The 18,240-nt window shown below is 60.9% G+C and carries 17 protein-coding genes; 9 read left to right on the forward strand and 8 right to left on the reverse strand.

All coding sequences use genetic code 11. The annotated features are described in order from the left end of the window. Positions 1-55: 55 nt before the first annotated feature. Positions 56-1,381 (forward strand): chloride channel protein, encoded by a 1,326-nt coding sequence (locus ACFFF7_RS08935; protein ID WP_379481033.1) that lies wholly within the window; start codon positions 56-58, stop codon positions 1,379-1,381. Positions 1,382-1,440: 59 nt separating this feature from the next. Further along, entirely contained in the window at positions 1,441-2,715 is a 1,275-nt protein-coding gene (gene nhaA / locus ACFFF7_RS08940) for a Na+/H+ antiporter NhaA (protein WP_379481034.1), read from the forward strand. Between the two features lie 23 nt (positions 2,716-2,738). Here nhaA and ACFFF7_RS08945 read toward each other — a convergent pair whose 3' ends face one another. The 5 genes from ACFFF7_RS08945 to ACFFF7_RS08965 all read right to left on the reverse strand — a co-directional run bounded on the left by ACFFF7_RS08945 (position 2,739) and on the right by ACFFF7_RS08965 (position 8,630). Continuing rightward, positions 2,739-4,379 (reverse strand): TIGR00341 family protein, encoded by a 1,641-nt coding sequence (locus tag ACFFF7_RS08945; protein WP_379481035.1) that lies wholly within the window; start codon positions 4,377-4,379, stop codon positions 2,739-2,741. Beyond that, entirely contained in the window at positions 4,376-5,659 is a 1,284-nt protein-coding gene (locus ACFFF7_RS08950; protein ID WP_379481036.1) for a cation:proton antiporter, read from the reverse strand. Before ACFFF7_RS08950 ends, ACFFF7_RS08945 begins: the two co-directional genes overlap by 4 nt. A gap of 6 nt (positions 5,660-5,665) precedes the next feature. After that, positions 5,666-7,414 (reverse strand): SLC13 family permease, encoded by a 1,749-nt coding sequence (locus tag ACFFF7_RS08955; RefSeq protein ID WP_379481037.1) that lies wholly within the window; start codon positions 7,412-7,414, stop codon positions 5,666-5,668. 62 nt (positions 7,415-7,476) lie between these two features. Next, positions 7,477-8,214 (reverse strand): superoxide dismutase, encoded by a 738-nt coding sequence (locus ACFFF7_RS08960; RefSeq protein WP_379481038.1) that lies wholly within the window; start codon positions 8,212-8,214, stop codon positions 7,477-7,479. Further along, complete coding sequence (locus tag ACFFF7_RS08965; protein WP_379481039.1) at positions 8,211-8,630, reverse strand: hypothetical protein; 420 nt, start codon at positions 8,628-8,630, stop codon at positions 8,211-8,213. The genes ACFFF7_RS08960 and ACFFF7_RS08965 overlap by 4 nt, the downstream gene beginning before the upstream one ends. A gap of 132 nt (positions 8,631-8,762) precedes the next feature. On the opposite strand from ACFFF7_RS08965, the gene ACFFF7_RS08970 reads away from it, so the two are divergent. The 5 genes from ACFFF7_RS08970 to ACFFF7_RS08990 are packed head-to-tail and all read left to right on the forward strand — an operon-like array spanning position 8,763 to position 12,169. Beyond that, a complete protein-coding gene (locus tag ACFFF7_RS08970; RefSeq protein ID WP_379481040.1) occupies positions 8,763-9,608 on the forward strand; it encodes a LysR family transcriptional regulator in 846 nt (281 codons plus the stop codon). Beyond that, positions 9,605-10,105 carry a mechanosensitive ion channel family protein gene (locus ACFFF7_RS08975; RefSeq protein ID WP_379481041.1) on the forward strand — a complete coding sequence of 167 codons (501 nt, stop codon included), beginning with the start codon at positions 9,605-9,607 and terminating at the stop codon, positions 10,103-10,105. The genes ACFFF7_RS08970 and ACFFF7_RS08975 overlap by 4 nt, the downstream gene beginning before the upstream one ends. After that, positions 10,075-11,157 (forward strand): transposase, encoded by a 1,083-nt coding sequence (locus tag ACFFF7_RS08980; protein WP_379481042.1) that lies wholly within the window; start codon positions 10,075-10,077, stop codon positions 11,155-11,157. The genes ACFFF7_RS08975 and ACFFF7_RS08980 overlap by 31 nt, the downstream gene beginning before the upstream one ends. Continuing rightward, positions 11,154-11,900 carry a mechanosensitive ion channel family protein gene (locus ACFFF7_RS08985; protein ID WP_379481043.1) on the forward strand — a complete coding sequence of 249 codons (747 nt, stop codon included), beginning with the start codon at positions 11,154-11,156 and terminating at the stop codon, positions 11,898-11,900. Before ACFFF7_RS08980 ends, ACFFF7_RS08985 begins: the two co-directional genes overlap by 4 nt. A gap of 20 nt (positions 11,901-11,920) precedes the next feature. After that, a complete protein-coding gene (locus ACFFF7_RS08990; RefSeq protein WP_379481044.1) occupies positions 11,921-12,169 on the forward strand; it encodes a hypothetical protein in 249 nt (82 codons plus the stop codon). Positions 12,170-12,192: 23 nt separating this feature from the next. On the opposite strand, the gene ACFFF7_RS08995 is transcribed toward ACFFF7_RS08990, so the two are convergent. Next, positions 12,193-13,554, reverse strand: coding sequence for a DUF7986 domain-containing protein (locus ACFFF7_RS08995; protein ID WP_021226801.1), 1,362 nt, complete (start codon positions 13,552-13,554; stop codon positions 12,193-12,195). Beyond that, on the reverse strand, positions 13,551-14,156 hold the full coding sequence (locus ACFFF7_RS09000; RefSeq protein WP_021226800.1) for a recombinase family protein: 606 nt from the start codon (positions 14,154-14,156) through the stop codon (positions 13,551-13,553). Before ACFFF7_RS09000 ends, ACFFF7_RS08995 begins: the two co-directional genes overlap by 4 nt. Before the next feature lie 128 nt (positions 14,157-14,284). Here ACFFF7_RS09000 and ACFFF7_RS09005 point away from each other — a divergent pair, with 128 nt between their 5' ends. Together ACFFF7_RS09005 and ACFFF7_RS09010 are read left to right on the forward strand one after the other, a co-directional pair. Continuing rightward, positions 14,285-17,236: a Tn3 family transposase gene (locus tag ACFFF7_RS09005; RefSeq protein ID WP_021226799.1), complete on the forward strand. Its 2,952-nt coding sequence runs from the start codon at positions 14,285-14,287 to the stop codon at positions 17,234-17,236. A 67-nt stretch (positions 17,237-17,303) separates the two neighbouring features. Beyond that, entirely contained in the window at positions 17,304-17,540 is a 237-nt protein-coding gene (locus ACFFF7_RS09010; RefSeq protein ID WP_379481045.1) for an acyl carrier protein, read from the forward strand. Positions 17,541-17,613: 73 nt separating this feature from the next. On the opposite strand, the gene ACFFF7_RS09015 is transcribed toward ACFFF7_RS09010, so the two are convergent. Next, positions 17,614-18,237 (reverse strand): HdeD family acid-resistance protein, encoded by a 624-nt coding sequence (locus ACFFF7_RS09015; protein ID WP_066701749.1) that lies wholly within the window; start codon positions 18,235-18,237, stop codon positions 17,614-17,616. Positions 18,238-18,240 lie beyond the last annotated feature (3 nt).

An 18,240-nucleotide genomic window follows, 5' to 3' on the forward strand; every position in this document is an offset into this window, starting at 1 on the left:
TCGGGCACCGGCGCAAACCGTTGTAACAGTCGGGGCGCTACCCTAAGCGCTCCAAATGAGCCTTCTTAGAAAATATCGGATTGATTCAACTTCCCTCATGCGTCGAAGCGCGACGGTTTTCGGCGCAATCCTCCTCGGCCTTGCTGCAATTGCTTTTGCCAAATGCGGCGAGGTAGCCCAGCAAACATTTGCGCGCGGATTTGCCGCATCGCCCTATCTGGCAGCAGCAGTCACTCCGTTCGTGTTCGTCGCGGTTGTGGGCATAACCAGGCGGTGGTTTCCGGATGCGAGGGGCTCGGGAATTCCCCAGGTCATGGCGGCAAGTCACAATCCGGCAGTGAGTGCCAACGGTCGGCTTATCTCGCTCCGCACCGCAATGGCCAAGTTTATCGGGACTCTGGCGATGCTGCTCGGCGGAGGGGCGGTTGGCCGCGAAGGTCCCACCGTGCAGATCAGCGCAGCGCTAATGATCGCAGTTCATCGCTGGTTGCGTGTGCCTATCAATGCAGGCGTGATCATCGCTGGCGGCGCGGCAGGCGTCGCCGCCGCCTTCAATACTCCGCTTGCAGGTGTTGCCTTCGCGATTGAAGAACTGGCTGCCGCATTCGAACAGAAGGTCGCAGTCCTTGTCATGGCGGCGGTGATGATTTCAGGGCTCGTCAGCCTTGGGATCGCGGGTGACTACGTCTACTTCGGAGCGATGACGCGCCATCTCGCCATACGCGACATTGTTGTGCTGGCGCCGGTTATCGGTGTGCTTGGCGGTCTTGCAGGAGGGGGTTTCTCGCGCATCCTCATAGCCATAACCAATTCGACGTATCGCCCATTCGTGATTGCTCGCGCTCATCCGCTGGCGCTTGCCTTCTTTTGTGGCACGCTGGTAGCGTTTGCCGGCCTTGCCAGTAACGGGACGAGTTGGGGCACTGGCTACGAAACCACTCGGCAATTGCTTGGCGGCGAACAGGCCTCGCTCGCATTTGGACCCGCAAAGTTCGTCGCCTCTCTGGCTACAGCGCTGAGTGGTGCACCAGGCGGCATATTCGCGCCATCGCTTTCAGTTGGGGCTGGTCTTGGACATCTAGTCGCCTTCTTCGCCAAGGGAGAACCCTCGGGTGCGCTCGTCCTCCTTGGGGTCGCAGCCTATTTTACGGGCGTTGTCAGGGCACCGCTTACTTCAGTGATCATCGTCATGGAAATGACCGCCGACCGTTCCATGATCATACCGTTGTTCATCACGGCAATTCTTGCTGATTGGGTTAGCAGTCGAGTGAGTCACCCCAAGCTCTACCACGCGCTGGCGCAAGGCTTTCGCCTCCCCCTTGAGCGCCGCACCGCCCCTGAAACCCCAACCGCAACTGGTGCAAATCTGGCACCGGATTGATCGGCTCCCTTTGTTCCATAGTAACTCTCACGTTGAAATGCGCGGATCCAATCATGGGAATGAAAATGCGAGACAGCCTTAAAACCTCGGCATTGCGGGAATTTCTCGCAAGCGAGGCTGCTGGCGGTGTCATTCTCATGATCGTGGCCGCGTTGGCGATGATCATGGCGAACGGCCCGTTTGCGGACGACTATTTCCATCTTCTTCATGCCCAAACCGGCCCGGTGCTCAGCGACAAGCTCGGGCCAATGACCGTGCACCTGTGGATCAACGACGCGCTGATGGCGGTTTTCTTCCTGCTCGTCGGACTGGAGATCAAGCGCGAGTTCGTCGATGGGCGCCTCGTTACCTGGCACCAGCGCCGACTCCCGTTCATCGCGGCGCTTGGCGGCATGGCGGCGCCGGCGCTAGTGTTCCTCGCGGTGACGTCGGGCTCGCGTAACCTCGCGCAGGGCTGGGCAATTCCAGCGGCGACGGACATCGCATTCGCGATCGGAGTCATGGCATTGCTTGGAAGCCGCGTCCCCACGGCCCTGAAGCTGTTCCTGACCACTGTCGCCATCGTCGATGACATGGGCGCGGTGGTGATTATCGCGCTCGCCTATACGGCCAGTATCAAGGGTATCGCCTTACTCGCCGCGGCTGCAATTTTTGGCGCGATGATGGTACTGAACCGCTCTGGCGTGCGCCACCTGGCATTCTACCTGGCCGGGTTTGTCCTGCTGTGGCTCGCGGTCCTGGTATCCGGAGTTCATGCCACGATCGCTGGCGTGTTGGCCGCGTTCACCGTGCCGGTCGTGGCGACCCCCGGCCGTCCGGACTCACCGAATTCACCGCTGCACAAGTTGGAGCACGCACTGCATCCGTGGTCGGCATTCCTGATCGTGCCGCTGTTCGGCTTTGCCAACGCCGGCATCGCCCTGACCGGCCTTGGCCTGGACACGCTGCTCGCGCCGCTGCCGTTGGGCATTGCTGCTGGGCTGTTCCTTGGAAAGCAGCTGGGCATTTTCTCGGCGATCTGGCTGGCTGTGAAGCTGGGATTGACCCAGCGCCCGCGTGGCTCATCGTGGCTCCAGGTCTATGGCTTATCGGTGCTGTGCGGCATTGGTTTCACCATGAGCCTGTTCATCGGCATGCTGGCCTTCGCAGCGGCACCAGAACTAGTCGAGCAGGCAAAACTGGGTGTAATCGTGGGATCACTGTTGTCCGGCCTGTTGGGCTTCCTGATTTTGCGATTTGCTAAGCCCGTCGAAGATTCGGCATCGATAGAATCCGAAATCGAGCGCGAGATCAGCGAAGACGGCGATGTCGCGGGGATCGAAGCGCAGGGGTGATTTACGCCGACACGCCCACCGCGCTACTGAGATAGCGACGTCTGGCCAGAACGCCTTGGCGGTGCGACAATAAATACCAGAACCCCAGCCTCTCCCCGGGGCGCAAGTAGGAGACGCTCCTGCTCCAAGCTGATCGGGCGCGAGCGGATGCCCAATCCTTGAAGTTCAGTCGATACAAACCGGGCAAGCCCAAGCGCCTGCGATTGATCCGCCGACGCGACGTTTGCGTTCACCAATCCGGCAACAGTGATGCCCTGCACACCCCAGCGATTGATCGCCCAGATGGCATCCTCCAATGCTGCGTTGCGCTGAGGCGCACCATCTTGGACGGCAATGGGCACAAACAAGCGTGGTTGAACCGGAGGAATGACCCTGACCTGCCAACCAGAGCCCGCCGCAGCAGCCGCCTGCTCGGCTGCGCGGTAATCAGCCAGTTTCCATCCGTCGGCAGCGAACGGTACGATCTGGACCATTCGCTCGGAACGATTAACCCAAAGTGCCTGCGTCGGAAGCCCGACCGCCTCACGGATGGCGACCAGCGGCGGAACGTCCTGGGCAATGCCGTTAGCGGAACGCTCGACCGCCGCATCGACGATTGCCGCGGTTTGCGATTTGAGGTCAGCGGCAACGACCTGCTGCAGATTCAACGCAGGCCGCTCACCCCATTCCGTTTCCAACTTCGCCAACAGACGCCGTTCGGCATCGTTCGAATACTGTGGAGCAACAACGACGGCGTCGACGGACGGCGTTCCACGCAGAGGCCATTTAACCTGCAATTGCGCGATATTGGCCGGCCTGAGTTTCAAATCTTCCTCAAGTAGCCTTCTGACTGTGGCTTGAGCTTTCGCCTCTGCCGTCACACGGTAGAGTGTCACACCCAGCGGCGTTGCCAGAACGGCGAAGGCAGCTATGCCTGCGATGATATAGCGCGGAGTAATTTCGACATTGGACAGCGGCCGCGCGGCGCCGCTCAATCGAGCAACCAGTGCGAATGAAAATGCAATCGCCGCCAAATTGGTCAGGAACAGGAGGAAGGCGCCAAAGGCGAAGGTCAGGCTGCCGACGCCCAGCCCATAGCCAACGGTCGCCAGCGGCGGCATCAACGCGGTGGCGATCGCCACCCCGATCGCAGTCGCACCCTTTTGCTGAACCGTCGCGTAAGCCCCAGCGATGCCGGAGAAAATGGCAACCACCAGGTCGAGTAATGTCGGCTCGGTTCGGGCAATGATTTCTGGCGTGGCATTGCGAATTGGGCTGAGCCAGGTCAGCAGGATACCGGTCAGGATACCGATCGCAGCGCCTATCGCTATGACCTTCACCGAATCCCTGATCTGGTGTCCATCAAACGATGCGAAACCAAAGCCCATCGAGGCAATCGGTCCCATGAGAGGCGAGATCAGCATGGCCCCGATGACGACAGCCGTTGAGGATTGGAGAAGGCCGAGCGCGGCGATACCTGCCGAAAGCCCGCACATCAGCATGTACGACTTTGTCAGCCGCCCCTCATCCCGTACCGATTGGCGCAGGTTCTTTCCCAGATCACCCTTGAGATCGGGGAATAGCCCAGTTTTGTCGATCTGGGCGCGAAAGGCCTGGAACGAACGGAGCGCATTGTCTTTCACTCTACCGAGCCGGAACAGTGAAGCGTCATTGTCTGGCGTCATTTATCCCCTCCCGCAGGCAATCCATGCTTTTGGTTGAGCCGACGGATCAGCCCACCAATACTCCCCCCTTGAATGATAACGGAAAACAGGACGATTACGAATGTCGCGGCAACGAGCGGTGTTCGATAAGCACTGGGCGGAAGCGACAATGCCAGCGCTACGGAAATTCCGCCCCTCAGGCCACCCCAGACAAGCGTAGGGGCGGCCAGTCGGCCCAGATTGATCCGCGCACGAAGCAGGATCAATGGCACGGATACAGATAGCCAGCGCGCGCCCAGGGCGAGCGGAATGGCCAGAACACCGAACAGGAGCAGTGCCGGTTGCCGGGTGACCAGCACGACTTCGAGGCCGATGAGCAGAAACAGCACTGTGTTCAGGATTTCGTCGACCAACTCCCAGAACTTGATAAGGTAATCGCGCGTCACGTCGCTCATGGCTTGCGCGACACCCGCATTGCCGATGAGCAGGCCTGCCACCGCCATTGCTACCGGGCCACTGACGTGCAGGGCGTGCGACAGGCTGTAGCCTGCCATGACCACAGCCAGGCTGATCATGACCTCGACACCGTAGTCGTCAATGGAACGCATGGCCACGAACCCAAACCAGCCAACAGCAAAGCCAAAGGCCGCTCCGCCAAGTGCTTCGCGCGCAAAGTCGCTCGCCACGTGAGCCCAGTTGAATGCTTCCGATCCCGTCGCGATTGAGAGCAGGATTGCAAAAATCACGACACCGATGCCATCGTTGAACAGGCTCTCACCGGCAACCGTAGCTTGGAGTGCAGGCGGCACAGCGGCGCGTTTCAAGATTGCCATAACCGCAACCGGGTCGGTCGGGCTGATCAAGGCACCGAAAACCAGCGCCCAGACCAACGGAATACCCAACCCCATCAATCCAGACAGCCACCATGCTCCTAGCCCTACAAGCGCGGTGGCAATCACGACACCGACAGTGGCGAGCCCGAATATCACCGCCCGGTTGGCGCGCATATCCTGCCAGTCGACATGTAACGCACCGGCAAAGAGCAGGAAGGACAGCATGCCCTCCATCAGCGCCGCGTGGAAATCAATGCTGGCAAGAAAACGTTCGACTATCGGGGTCAACCCCCACGACGGGAAGGCAAGGCCGGTGCCGATGATGGCCAGTGAAGCCAGTGCCCCCATCAGGGTCATTCCTACTGCAGAAGGCAGCTTCAGCAGGCGATGGTTCGCGTAACCGAGCGCGGCCGCGAGCAGGATCAGGACGGCTGCGATATCGAATGGGCCAAGCGCGTTTTCTTGCATCTGCCCTTATCCCCAAGCCGAAACAATGAGCACGGTACCGAGGACAAGCACAAGCAAGGTCAACGGCGTGCCGACACGGGCATAGTCGGAGAAACGGTATCCGCCTGGCCCCCACACCAGCGTATTGGATTGATGCCCGATCGGGGTCAGAAAATCGCAAGATGCACCGATTGCCACCGCCATCAGCATGGCATCGACAGGCACACCGGTTTCCAGCCCGGTCTGAGCCGCAATCGGCCCCATGATCAGAACGGCGGCGGCATTGTTGAGAAATGGCGTGACGGCCATTGTCAGCCCTAGCGCTATGCCCACCAAAATCCATTCTGGCTGACCTCTGCCAACACTACTGATCACGCCGGCAATTGATTCACCAGCACCACTGGCCGCGAAGGCTTGCGCCACGGGAATCAGCGCGGCAAGCAGGATGATGATAGGCCAGTCGATGTCGTGATAGACTTGCCCGCGCAGTCGGCCCGTTACTCCCAGAGCGGTCACGGCAAGCATGAGGGCGACAGCAAGGCCGACCATGCCAGTCGATGCGGCCAGTATGGCACCGAGAAGCGCGCCAATGGGTAGCCAGTCCTTTGCGGTTACGCGCAGGTTCAATGGCCGTTCGGCAAGCGGCAGCAGATCGAAAGCATGGGCAAGGTCGCCGGTGCGAGTTGGGTCTGCCTGCAAGAGAATGACATCGCCAACCTGCAACCGCATCGCGGCCAGTCCGCTGGCAATGCTTTTGCCCCGGCGACTGATGGCAACGAGAGACGCACCCTGCTGGGCCAGCATCCTCGTGGCATCATCTTTCATCACCAGGCTGCTGTTCTCGGTGACAACGCATTCCAGAAACGAGCCCTCAAGCAAGTCATCTTCAGCGTCGGAAGCGATTTCGAGAGCAAGGCGCTCCAGCGCCTGTTCGACAACGGGAGCACGTCCCTCGACTTGAATGATGTCCCCCGGCAGCAGCGGACGGGTCTGGCGCGGAGCGGTGACGAGAATCCCGCCACGATCGATTGCGTGAACCGCAAGCCGATCATCTCCCGATCCGACTGACGCCAGCTTTTCCACGGTCAGGTTATGAGAAACGCCAGCAGGGACTCGCAGTTCGAACAGATAGTCGGCCACCTTGAATTTCAGCGGGTCACCTTCGCTCGCTGCGCGCGATGGAAGAAAACGAACGAGCAGGATGGTCAGGATCAATCCAGCCAAGGCGAGCGGCAGCCCGACATAGGCAAAGTCAAACATGCCGAAGGCCGGCTTGCCATAGTCAGTGCGCAGTTCCGCCAGAATGACGTTCGGTGGCGTCCCGATCAGCGTCACGAGGCCTCCCAGCAAGGAGGAGAACGCCATAGGCATGAGAATACGGCTGGGTGAGACCTTTGCCGACCGACAAGTCGCAAGCGCAGCTGGCAGGAGCAAAGCCAGTGCGCCGACATTATTCATGAAGGCTGAAGCCACTCCGCACAGCAGTGAATAGACAATGGCAATGCCAGTCTCAGCGCGCATCCAGCGCTGGAATGGCCGAAGCGCATGAGCCAGCATACCCGAACGCGAGATGGCGGCACTCACGATCATCACCGCAGCGACGGTAATCACCACCGGATCGGCGAAGCCTGTAAATGCCTGACCTGCCGGGACGAGGCCCAGCATCAGACAAGCAGCCAGCATCAAGAGAGCGACGAGATCATGCCGAAGCTTGTCGGTCGCAAACCCGATAAGCCCAGCCATAAAGATCAAAGATATTATAAGCGCATTGTTCATCCGCCGAGCTTTAGAGCCCGGCTATGTGTAAGCAAGCTAATCGGAGCGAATGCTTCTCCAGATCATGTCGAGAACCGCCATGTGGGAGTGCCATTGACGAGAGCCGCTAGCTGTGCGCCCGCCATATGCCAGTTCGCGCAATCGGTGATGAAAGCCTCCAGCCAGCCTGCTCGGTCATTCTTCCAGTCGAGGTAATAGGCATGCTCCCACAGATCGCTTACTAGTAGCGGAGTACGGCCGCTAGCCAACCAGACGGGCGTCGCGTTGTCGGTCGTGCTGAGCATGAGCCCTCGATCCTGATGCCAGGCCAGCCACAGCCAGCCCGATCCAAAGTGCGCCATTCCCTTTTCGATAAATTTCTGGCGAAATTTCTCGAGACTGCCGAACGCCTTGGCCAAAGCCTCGGCAAGAATCAGGTCAGGACCATTCTTGCCTTCCGGGCTCAGGCACTCCCAGAAAAAGGCATGATTCCACGATTGTGCGGCATTAATGAGCAGCGCGCGCTTCCGCTTCCAGGCAGCCTGACGAACCATATCTTCTAACGGCAAGGCAGCAAGATTTGTCCCCGCAACCATCGCGTTCACTTTCGCAAGATAGCCAAGGTAATGTTTGTCGAAATGGTAATGCATGGTTTCTGCCGAGACGTGCGGCTCTAGCGCGTCATAAGCAAAGCCCAGCGGCCTGGGCTTCAACTCAAATCCCGGCGACGCTGTAAATGGCAGAGATATCCCCCGATTGACTTGAGCCATGTGGGCAGGATGCCGATCCATGACCGCGTTATCTGTTTCGGACGTTTTCATGTGAATCCTTTCACTATTCGGGATGCTGGCGAAACGGAGCAATCGGGGCGTGGTTCTGCCAGGGATTGCGCAATCGTGATCTCGAGCATGGATATCTGCCCTGTGATCGACAGCAGTTCAGTAGCCGCAGCCTGCCACCCCTGCAGGGCCGCGGACAATTTTTGCGCCCAGTAGACAGCTTTTGTCGTCCCAGGCTCATGGTAACCGCGTTGCCAGTCCGCAGTGACGAACTGTCGCTTGTGCGCGATCAGCCTCTGGCCAGCCTTCACCTCCAGTTTCCGCAACCGATTTAGCTGCGCCTGCAATGACGCCTGCCTCTTGTTTGCAGCGAGTTGGCGTGTCCGCGCGTCGGACATCCCCTTGCCAGGTCGGATGGTTGCGCTGTCTCGGTCACTATCAGCGTTCAGCGCAACCACCCGCCTCTCCCGAACGGTCATTGAATGCCGACAAACCTTACAACGGCTTCGGACTTCGCTGGCACAGTGGCACTCATATTTAATTTGTAGAAACGGAATTGTCAGAATATTAACTTCTGATATTCAGAATTTATGGATGTAGCGACGATCCGAACATTTCTCGCAGCAGCGGCCGCGGGCAGCTTTTCCGAGGCGGCAACACGGGTTCATGCCAGCCCCTCTGCGGTGACCGAGCGAATAAAGCAGCTTGAACACGAATTGCGTGTCCGCCTCTTCGATCGGGACAAGCGAGGATGCCGCTTGACCACCGCAGGACGGCGCTTTCTGATACCGGCGCAGAATTTGCTCAGGGCATGGCAACAAGGCTGCGAGCAAGCCGCCTTACCGCAGCGTTTTACACAAGCTGTCAGGGTGGGTGGCCAGCACGCTCTCTGGCCATCGGTTCTCATCCCCTGGCTGAAGGACATGCGCGATGCGCGACCGGATGTGGCGTTTCATGCCACGGCGGCGGCACCTGCTCAGCTGAACCGGGCTCTGGAAGACGAGGAAATGGATCTCGCCTTTCTTTATGATCCAATTCTACGCCGCGGGCTGCGTATTGAACAACTGGCGTCGGACAGGCTGATCCTGGTAACCGCTCGTCCATCCCAGCCCTGGCAGGACAATTTCACGCGGATCGATTGGGGCGAGAATGCAGCCGCCGAATTGCGCGCCCGCCTCGGGGACCTGCCTGCGGCAGGTCTGGACCTTGATCTTGGTATTCTGTCGCTTGACTGGCTCGTCGCTACAGAATCCTGCGGGTATGTCCCGGAACGCCTGGCTACTGCATACCTGCGTGCGGGCAAGCTAACCCCTGTTGGCGGGATGCCCCATCTGGAGTTTTCGCCTTTCGTTTGCTGGCGCACCTCGATGGACGAAGACCTGATCGGTGAAATGGTGGTAGTTGCCAAACAGTGGATGGGAGGGTTGCTTGCATGAACAGCTTGGATGGAACGATGGCACATCCCATTGTCAGTATAGGCGGCACCGGCATCACTCTGTCCTCGCTCCTGTCCGCAGGCTTCATTCTCGTACTTGCCGCTTCGGCTATTTGGATCATACGCCAGTTGACGAAACGTGCGCAGGGTCGGCTAGGAGAGGGGCGGGCATCGACACTTTACGTTGCCGGCCAAGTCGTCCGGTATATCATTGTTTTTGCAGCCATTGCCACAGCCATCTCTGCCCTTGGAGTCGATCTTTCGGCTTTGTCGCTTTTCGCCGGAGCACTTGGCGTTGGCATAGGCCTCGGACTTCAAGACGTGGTCAAGAACTTCGTTTGCGGGATCATTCTTCTGTTCGATGGGAGCATCGAGATTGGCGACTATGTCGAGCTGGAGACCCGCAAAAACCGATGGAGTTTCGGCGGCTATGGTGATTCATTGATCGGGAGCGATCATGGAGAGCCGTGGTGGATCCAAAGTCCCTGTTCAGTTTGAGCGATCATCTCGAGGCCTTGAGCAAGGACGGCGATCCGCTTGAAGTTCTGCAGCAGACGGTGGACTTCGAGTATTTCCGCGGTTGGCTTGTTGGGGGGCTGGGCTACGGCGATGGCGCGAAGGGCGGGCGACCGCCGTTCGATCCGGTGATGATGTTCAAGGCACTGATCCTGCAGGCGCAGCACAACCTGTCGGATGCGCGGATGGAATTCATGATCCGGGATCGCCTGAGTTGGCTGCGCTTTCTTGGGCTGTCGCTCGGGGACTGCACGCCTGATGAGAACACGATTCGGCATTTCCGCAACCGCCTGACCGAGACCGGAACGCTGAAGCGGGTGATGAAGGCCTTCGACTGGCAACTCCAGAAGAAGGGCTACATCCCGATGTCTGGGCAGATTGTCGACGCCTCGCTGGTGCCTGCGCCGAAGCAGCGAAATACCGAGGGCGAACGCGAGGCGATCAAGTCGGGCAAGAGAGCGAAGGATATCTGGCCCGATGAACCGAACAAGGCCGCGCAGAAGGACACCGATGCACGCTGGACGCTCAAGATCGGCGGCAAGGTGCGCTATCGCGAGGACGGCACGGCGTTGCCCATGATTGCCCTGCCGGTCTTCGGCTACAAATCGCATATCAGCATCGACCGACGCTATGGCTTCATCCGGGAGATGGCGGTCACTTCGGCATCGGCCGCAGATGGGCGTCTCCTTCGACACGTCGTGAGCACCGACAACACTGGCTCCGATGTCTGGGCAGACAGCGCCTATCGCTCAAAACGCAACGAGAAGTGGCTGTCGGATCGGATGCTCACATCGCGAATTCACCGGCGAAAACCCAAGGGCAAGCCTATGCCGAAAGCGATCGCCAGGGCCAACGCCGCAAAGTCCTCGATCCGGGCCCACGTCGAACATGTTTTCGCGCACCAGAAGAACCGGTTCGGGATGTTCATCCGCACCATCGGCCTGGCCCGCGCCGAAGCGAAGCTCACCCTTTGCAATCTGGCCTACAACTTCAACCGGCTGATCTTCCACGAGCGCCGCCAAAGCATGGGATGATTCTGCCCAAAACCCTGGAGACCCGCCTCAAACCGCCCGAATTACCGCCGGAAACAGACCTACGGCGCGGTCGTTATGGCCCAGCGGCACATAGGGGGCAGTCCTCGGCGGACCAATCCGCCTCAAACTACCCGGTTTTTGCGGGTCTCCAGCTAGATGATGGGACCGCTGGCTCTGTTGCGGCAATCGGACCGCGAGCGACTACGCTGCGCACGACAGATCATGTCGATGTGGTGGTTCCTAACGCCAATCTCCTTGGTGCCAAGTTGACCAACTGGACCCGTGATCGTGCCTCGCGGCGAGTTCGCGTACCATTCACCGTGGCCTATGGGACTGACAAGGAGATCGTAAAACAGGCCGCTCTTGAAGCTGCACGCTCCGTGCCGTTTACCTTGCCGGATGAAGGTGATAGAAAATCGCAGGTCTGGTTGACCGGGTTCGGCGATTCCGCACTGGAATTTGCCCTGATCGTCTGGCCGAGCCTCGATGCCGTAAAACGCCCCGGTAGTATGATGGCAGCATATTACTGGGCTCTTGACGATGCATTGCGCAAAAACGGAGTTGAAATCCCGTTCCCTCAGCATGATCTGCGCATCCGAGGCCTCTTCGGCCGCGAGGGTGACGCCGCCATCGATGCCGTTTCCGGTCGCAACTCTGATGTCCCACCAAATTCCTCAACTCATGTGCCAGCGAAATCCGCCAATGATGCGGCCGATGATATTGCAGAAGGTGGGGCGCTTTGAGACCGAACCTGCAAGACAGAATGCATGAGTTATATTATGGCGCCTCCGGGTCAGCCTTGCGCTTTCAAAGCTGGCTGTTGTTGCTCGATGTCGCCCTCATAGGTTTCTTCGTTGCCGCGCCATTTATTGAACGCGACGCGATTTTCTTCCTGATCGATTACGCCATCGCGGCGATTCTGGCGCTTGATCTGGCCTGCCGCGCATTTGCTTACGGCAACTTGCGACGCTGGCTGGCCCCTGTGCATTGTAGGGACACAGATTCACGGTAGGCATCGACGTCAGGGGTAGCCAACTATTTGCGCAGGTTCTCGATGCCAAGTTCGCGCCACATCCAGGTGAAGTCGTAGGTGGCCATCGGGTCGTTCGCGTCGAGTTGGCTGCTGCTGCGGTTTTCGAGATGCTTGAGCCACCCGGCTACTCGGTGCCGGCCTGCGGCCGTTTGAACGGCTGCGCGCGGGGTGATGTCGCCGAGTATGCCGATGGGTTCATCGAGCGTCGCGCGGTACTGACGGTCGAGCATGGCATGGATGAGCGGGGTTGCCACCTCTGGCGCAATGGCGGGTGCCGGTTCGGACATTGTCAGTCCCTCGGCCCGCGCCGCCATGGCCTGTTCGACCGTCTCGATCGTGGTCAGCGGCGAGCCGACCAACCCGGCTAGCGCATCGGTCATGAGCGCGGTGCCGCGTTTCGCCCGCTCGGCCGAGGTGACGGCGAGAATCAGGGCGCGGCCTTTCAATTCGACATTGCCGAGCACCGGGGTGCCGTCCGCCATCGTCACACCCCACGCCATACGCCCGGTGCTCTTCGCTATTCCGTTCGGTTCCTCGCCCAGCCAGTTCCAGAAGTGCGTGGTTTCCCGCTGAAGCGCAGGGATAGTATCGAGCCGCTCACCGACCAGCGCCTGGGTCACGCCGCGTGCGAAGGGAAAGCGCACGCGGTGGAACACCACTTCCTCGCCATCACTGTTGTGCAGCGTAGGGATCGACGCCGGTCCCATGGTCTTGGGAACGACATCGAACAGCCATGCCGTGCTGATGAGGGCTGGAAGCGCAGCAAGATCGTCGGCGTCTAGGTTCAACGCGGTGCGCGGGCTGCGCTTGCCCTTCGAGCGCCGCAGATCGGCGACGAGCGCCTCGGCCGCCTCCATCGTGAACGACAGCACGCCGCCCGACAGGAGGTGCTTGCCTCCGACCTGCACGACGCGGGCACCGATCCTGTCCCATTGCTTCAGCGTCTGCGAGGCGCTGCGCTCGGATACTCGAAGTGGCTCGTCGCCCTGGATCAGGTCGCGCACAAGGAAGCCGCTCCCGGGCTCGACCTCGCTGACTTCGTAGAGGCTCATCACCGACGATCGAAGGGCACGCAGGTAGATTTTGGTCGAGCCGCTCTCGTTCCAACCCCGGCGCCGAATATAGTCATCAACAATGTTCCGGTCCCCGGGTTCGATGGTGCGCGTGAGCAGATCCTCGAACGCGCATCCCCACAACACGCCGGCCCAATGATCGCCGACGATGTCTGCCAGCTCGTCCGCTTCGAAGTCGAACTCCTCCATCGCCAGACCGAGATGATCGCCGAGCGCCTCGCCCAGATGCTCGCCCCAGGCCGGCGAGGTGGCGAACTTCATGACGCCGGACAGATCGTGACCACGCTTCATGCCTGTTCCCTCTGCTGCTGACTGAATTGCTGGCGGTGCGCGGCGACGATGCGCGAGACCGTGGGTTCGCTGACGCCGTACAACCGTGCCATCTCGGCACCGGACTTGCGACCGGAGGTGACGGATTCGGCGATTTCGCGACGCTGCTTGTCGCCGAGCTTGCGCCGTCGTCCGCCGATCCGCCCTTCGGCACGTGCCTGGGCAAGGCCGGCGCTGGTGCGTTCGCGGATCATGGCCCGCTCGAACTCGGCGAAGCTTCCCACCATTTGCATCATCATCCGCCCTGCCGCGGTGGTGGTGTCGATCGCTTCGGTCAACGAACGAAAGCCCGCTCCCGCGAGCTCGATCCGCTCCATGATGTGCAGCATGTCCTTCAGGCTGCGCGACAGCCGGTCGAGCTTCCAGACGACGACGACATCTCCCTCGCGCAACTGCCCGATCATCTCCAGGAGCTTGGGTCGGTCCCATCGCCCGCCGCTAGCGGTCTCCTCGAATACACGTTTGCAGCCGAGCGCGTCGAGCGCGCGCCGCTGCGTGGCGTTCGACTGGTCGTCGCCCTTCGACACGCGGGCATAGCCGATCAGATAGGATTCGCGCGTCATCCAGCTTCTTTCACAAACGGCCGTATCCGGAGGTGGAAACAGGATGCACCAATTTCCGCAGCCTTGGGCCTTTCACAATCCTCTTTCATTAAGCGGGCAAAAGGCAAGAGGTTTTTGAAGGATGAAACATGCCCGCACGTATTCCGATGACCCAGCGGCAGCGCGCCGCATTGCTTGCTTTGCCCGACAGCGAGGCGGCGGTGGTGCGACACTATGGCCTCGATGCCGAGGACCTTGCTGCAATCGGCACCGCGCGCACTCCGGCAACCCGGTTGAGCTACGCCCTGCAACTCTGTTGCCTCCGCTTTCCGGGGCGGCATCTGCGCGCAGGCGAGCTGTTGCCTGCGATCATGCTCGACCATATCGCCGAGCAGGTCGGGGTGGATGCAGGCGCCATCGCCGACTTCGCGCGGCGAGCGCCGACCCGCTACGATCAGCTTGCCGCCATCAAGGCGCGCTTCGGCTTCACCGATCTGAGCCGGCCAGCGCGCGGTATCATGATGACCTGGCTGGAAATCGAAGCCATGCCCATCGTGGACGGGCGTATTCTGCTCGATCGACTGCTCGACGAGCTGCGCACGCGGCGCATCGTTATCCCCGGCATCAGCGTAGTCGAGCGGATGGCGGCCGAGGCGATGCTGCGGGTGGAAACCGATCTGGTCGCTGCAATCCATGATAAACTCGATGCGGATATGCGTCAGCGCCTCGATACGCTGGTCGATGAGAAGGTGCATGATCGACAGAGCCGCTTGTCGTGGCTGCGCGAACCACAGCCCCGCGTCGCGTCAGCCTCGCTCGCCGAAATCCTTGAGAAGGTCGCTCTGATCCGCAGGACCGGAATTTCCTGTGTTCCGGTCGATCCCCTGCACGAGCCACGCATGACGCAGTTCGCCCGCGAAGGCGTGCGCTATACCGCCCAGGCCTTCCAACAGATGCGCGCCTCCCGCAGGCGGGTCATCCTGCTTGCTACGCTGCGCGAGATGGAAGCCACGCTTACCGACGCGGCGATCGCCATGTTCGGCGCCTTGATGGGACGCGCTCACCTTCGTGCCCGCAAACGCCTGGAACAGGGAATCGCGATTTCGGGACGCGAAGGCCGTGACCGACTGATGCGCATCGCCACCGTGCTGGAAACAGTTAGCCGGGTAGCACGCACCGGTGAAGATATCGGCGCGGCCCTCAGGGATATCGTGCCTCTCGACATGCTCGATGCCGATGCCGCGATCATCCGTCGTACCGCGGCACCTCACAGGGACGATGTGTTGAGCGAGATCGCAGCCGAATACCGGACCTTCAAACGAATAGGACCTCTATTCCTGCAAACGCTCGATTTCCACGGCCGGGCCGGCACCGCGGCGTTGCGCAATGCGATGACGGTCCTGTCGGATCTTGATGGCGACTGGCGCAAGCCGCTCCCTGCCGACGTTCCGCTCGGTCATGTCGAGCGGCGCTGGCACCGCCATGTCGTGGTCGCCGGCAAGATCGACCGGACGCATTGGGAGATGGCCACCTACGGGGCGCTCGCCAATGCACTGGCATCGGGTGATATCTGGGTGCCGAGGTCACGGCTGCACAGGTCGCTGGAGGTGCTGCTCGCGCCATCAAGTGGCGCAGCGCTGCAACCGGTGTTCTCGCTCGGTGATCCACACGCATGGCTCGATCAGCGCGCCGCGCAACTCGACAAAGCCTTGTGCGACGTCGCCCAGAATCTGGCCGGACGTGATGCTGCCCTGTTCGCTGGCGAGCGATTGCGCTTCCCCAAGGAACTGAAGGACGATGATGCCGGGCACGACGAAGGACGGCATCTGACGCTTGCCTGCTACGGTATGCTGCCTGCCACGCGTATCACCGACGTGCTGTCGCAGGTCGAACGATGGACCGGCTTCACCCAGCACTTCGGGCACGTCTCGACCGGGTTGCCGCCTGGCGATGAGCAGGCCTTCCTCGCCACTCTGATTGCCGAAGCGACCAATCTTGGGCTGTCGCGCATGGCCGAGGTATGCGGCGCAGGGTCACGCCGCGCGCTGCTGCGCATGCAGACATGGCACATGCGCGAGGAAACCTTTCGGGCGGCGCTCGCCTGTCTGACCGACGCCATCCACGCCGAGCCGATCGCCGCCTGGTTTGGGCAAGGACACCGGGCTTCCGCGGATGGCCAGGCCTTCTACCTGGGCGGGCCGGGCGAAGCCGGCGGAGCGGTCAACGCCCATTATGGTCGCGACCCAGTGGTCAAGATCTACACCACCATCACCGACCGCTACGCGCCGCTGCACCAGACGGTGATCGCCGGCACGGCAGGAGAAGCCATCCATGCGCTCGATGGGCTCCTCGGCCATGACAGCAACGCCGATCTGACCGCGCTGCACGTCGATGGAGGCGGCGTTTCCGACATCGTGTTCGCAACGATGCATCTCCTCGGGCTCGATTTCGAGCCGCGCATTCCTCGCCTGTCCGACCGGCGCCTCTACGCATTCGAACCTTCGAAGCGCTATGGCAGGCTTGCGCCACTGTTCGGTCACAGGCTCAACCGGGATCTGATCGTCAGCCACTGGCCGGATATCGAACGCGTCATCGGCGCGATGCGTGATCGCACCGTTACGCCCTCGCTGATCCTCAAAAAGCTATCCGCCTACCGCCAGCAGAACAGCCTCGCCGCGGCGCTCCGCGAGGTAGGACGGATCGAGCGCACGCTGTTCACGTTGCGCTGGTTCGACGATCCGGCGCTACGCCGCACGGTCACCGCCGAGTTGAACAAGGGCGAGGCGCGCAACAGCCTGGCGCGAGCGGTCGCCTTCCATCGGCTCGGTCGCTTTCGCGACCGTGGCTTGGAGAACCAGCAAACCCGCGCGGCTGCCCTCAACCTCGTCACCGCAGCGATCATCCTGTTCAACTGTCGCTATCTTGGGCACGCCGTCGAAGAAATGCGCCGCCGCGGAAGCCAGATCGATCCGGCTATGCTGTCTCGGCTCTCACCATTGGGTTGGGATCGCATCAATCTCACCGGCGATTATGTCTGGTCCGATCACCTCGATCTCGACGCCAATGGCCTCATGCCGCTGCTCATCAAACCGCTACCGTGAATCTGTGTCCGCATAATGCACAGGGGCCACCATGCGGCATCCGCCAGCATGGCCCGGGGGCAAAGACATGACTGATACTGCTACGCGCGTTGCAAACCTGGTTGCCCAGCAACTGGGTGTTGACCCCGACAAGGTGAGGCCGGAATCCGGCTTCATGGAGGATCTGGGTGCGGACAGTCTGGATGTCGTCGAGCTTGTCATGGCGATCGAGGAAGGCTTCGACGTCCAGATACCGGACGATGAAGCCGAGAAGATCGTGACGGTGAGGGATGCCGTTGTCTATATCGAAGCCGCGATGGTCTAAGGCGCCTGCGGCGCCACCCTCGGGATCGATGCGGCGAACCCAAGTTTCGACTTGGGTCGCCGCACGCTTCCTTTTACGCCGCCACCGCCTCTGGATCAGGTCCCTTGTGTCCCTGTCGCGAAGCCCGCAGCCGCCAGGCAAGGCTGATCAACAGCCCGCCCCCGAGCAAGGCCCAGGCGCCGATAAGCCATGCGACGGAGAGGATCGAGGCGATCGGCTGCAGATAGAGCAGGACCAGTATCGCGACGCCTAGCCCGACGGTGATCGTGCCGGAAAGGGCGAGGAGCACTTCCCCGCGGATTTCCTTGCGCAACCGAACCGCCGCGACGATCTCCAGCAAGCCGACCGCTATCGCCCAGGCAGCAACCAGAACCAGTGTCGCCAACGCGTAGCTGACGGTGAATTCCAGCGGCAAGGCTACGAAGAGGCCGGCTGCTACAAGTCCGAGCACGCCGCGCAGGACCAAGGCGATCCACCGATCCTCCTTGTGCGCGGCGCCCTGTATCCCGGCGATCAGCGAGGCGATGCCGTCGACGCCAGCAAAAGCGGCAAACAGCATCGTGAAGGCAAAGAGTGCGCCCGCAGGGAACAGCAGCGCCGCTATGCCCAGCGCCAGAGCCAGGACACCGCGAACCATCATCCATTTCCAGTTTTGCGCCACCAGCGGAACGCCGCGCCAGAGCGAGGTATCGTGCATGTG

The organism is Novosphingobium aquiterrae, assembly GCF_042434435.1.
In the GTDB taxonomy this organism is placed as follows: Bacteria; Pseudomonadota; Alphaproteobacteria; order Sphingomonadales; family Sphingomonadaceae; genus Novosphingobium; species Novosphingobium aquiterrae.

What these genes read in the sequence shown, in the direction of transcription:
- ACFFF7_RS08935 (WP_379481033.1), top strand. Translation starts at nt 56, where the DNA reads ATGAGCCTTCTTAGAAAATATCGGATTGATTCAACTTCCCTCATGCGT.
- nhaA (WP_379481034.1), top strand. Translation starts at nt 1,441, where the DNA reads ATGAAAATGCGAGACAGCCTTAAAACCTCGGCATTGCGGGAATTTCTC.
- ACFFF7_RS08945 (WP_379481035.1), bottom strand. Translation starts at nt 4,379, where the DNA reads ATGACGCCAGACAATGACGCTTCACTGTTCCGGCTCGGTAGAGTGAAA.
- ACFFF7_RS08950 (WP_379481036.1), bottom strand. Translation starts at nt 5,659, where the DNA reads ATGCAAGAAAACGCGCTTGGCCCATTCGATATCGCAGCCGTCCTGATC.
- ACFFF7_RS08955 (WP_379481037.1), bottom strand. Translation starts at nt 7,414, where the DNA reads ATGAACAATGCGCTTATAATATCTTTGATCTTTATGGCTGGGCTTATC.
- ACFFF7_RS08960 (WP_379481038.1), bottom strand. Translation starts at nt 8,214, where the DNA reads ATGAAAACGTCCGAAACAGATAACGCGGTCATGGATCGGCATCCTGCC.
- ACFFF7_RS08970 (WP_379481040.1), top strand. Translation starts at nt 8,763, where the DNA reads ATGGATGTAGCGACGATCCGAACATTTCTCGCAGCAGCGGCCGCGGGC.
- ACFFF7_RS08975 (WP_379481041.1), top strand. Translation starts at nt 9,605, where the DNA reads ATGAACAGCTTGGATGGAACGATGGCACATCCCATTGTCAGTATAGGC.
- ACFFF7_RS08985 (WP_379481043.1), top strand. Translation starts at nt 11,154, where the DNA reads ATGATTCTGCCCAAAACCCTGGAGACCCGCCTCAAACCGCCCGAATTA.
- ACFFF7_RS08990 (WP_379481044.1), top strand. Translation starts at nt 11,921, where the DNA reads ATGCATGAGTTATATTATGGCGCCTCCGGGTCAGCCTTGCGCTTTCAA.
- ACFFF7_RS08995 (WP_021226801.1), bottom strand. Translation starts at nt 13,554, where the DNA reads ATGAAGCGTGGTCACGATCTGTCCGGCGTCATGAAGTTCGCCACCTCG.
- ACFFF7_RS09000 (WP_021226800.1), bottom strand. Translation starts at nt 14,156, where the DNA reads ATGACGCGCGAATCCTATCTGATCGGCTATGCCCGCGTGTCGAAGGGC.
- ACFFF7_RS09005 (WP_021226799.1), top strand. Translation starts at nt 14,285, where the DNA reads ATGCCCGCACGTATTCCGATGACCCAGCGGCAGCGCGCCGCATTGCTT.
- ACFFF7_RS09010 (WP_379481045.1), top strand. Translation starts at nt 17,304, where the DNA reads ATGACTGATACTGCTACGCGCGTTGCAAACCTGGTTGCCCAGCAACTG.
- ACFFF7_RS09015 (WP_066701749.1), bottom strand. Translation starts at nt 18,237, where the DNA reads ATGCACGATACCTCGCTCTGGCGCGGCGTTCCGCTGGTGGCGCAAAAC.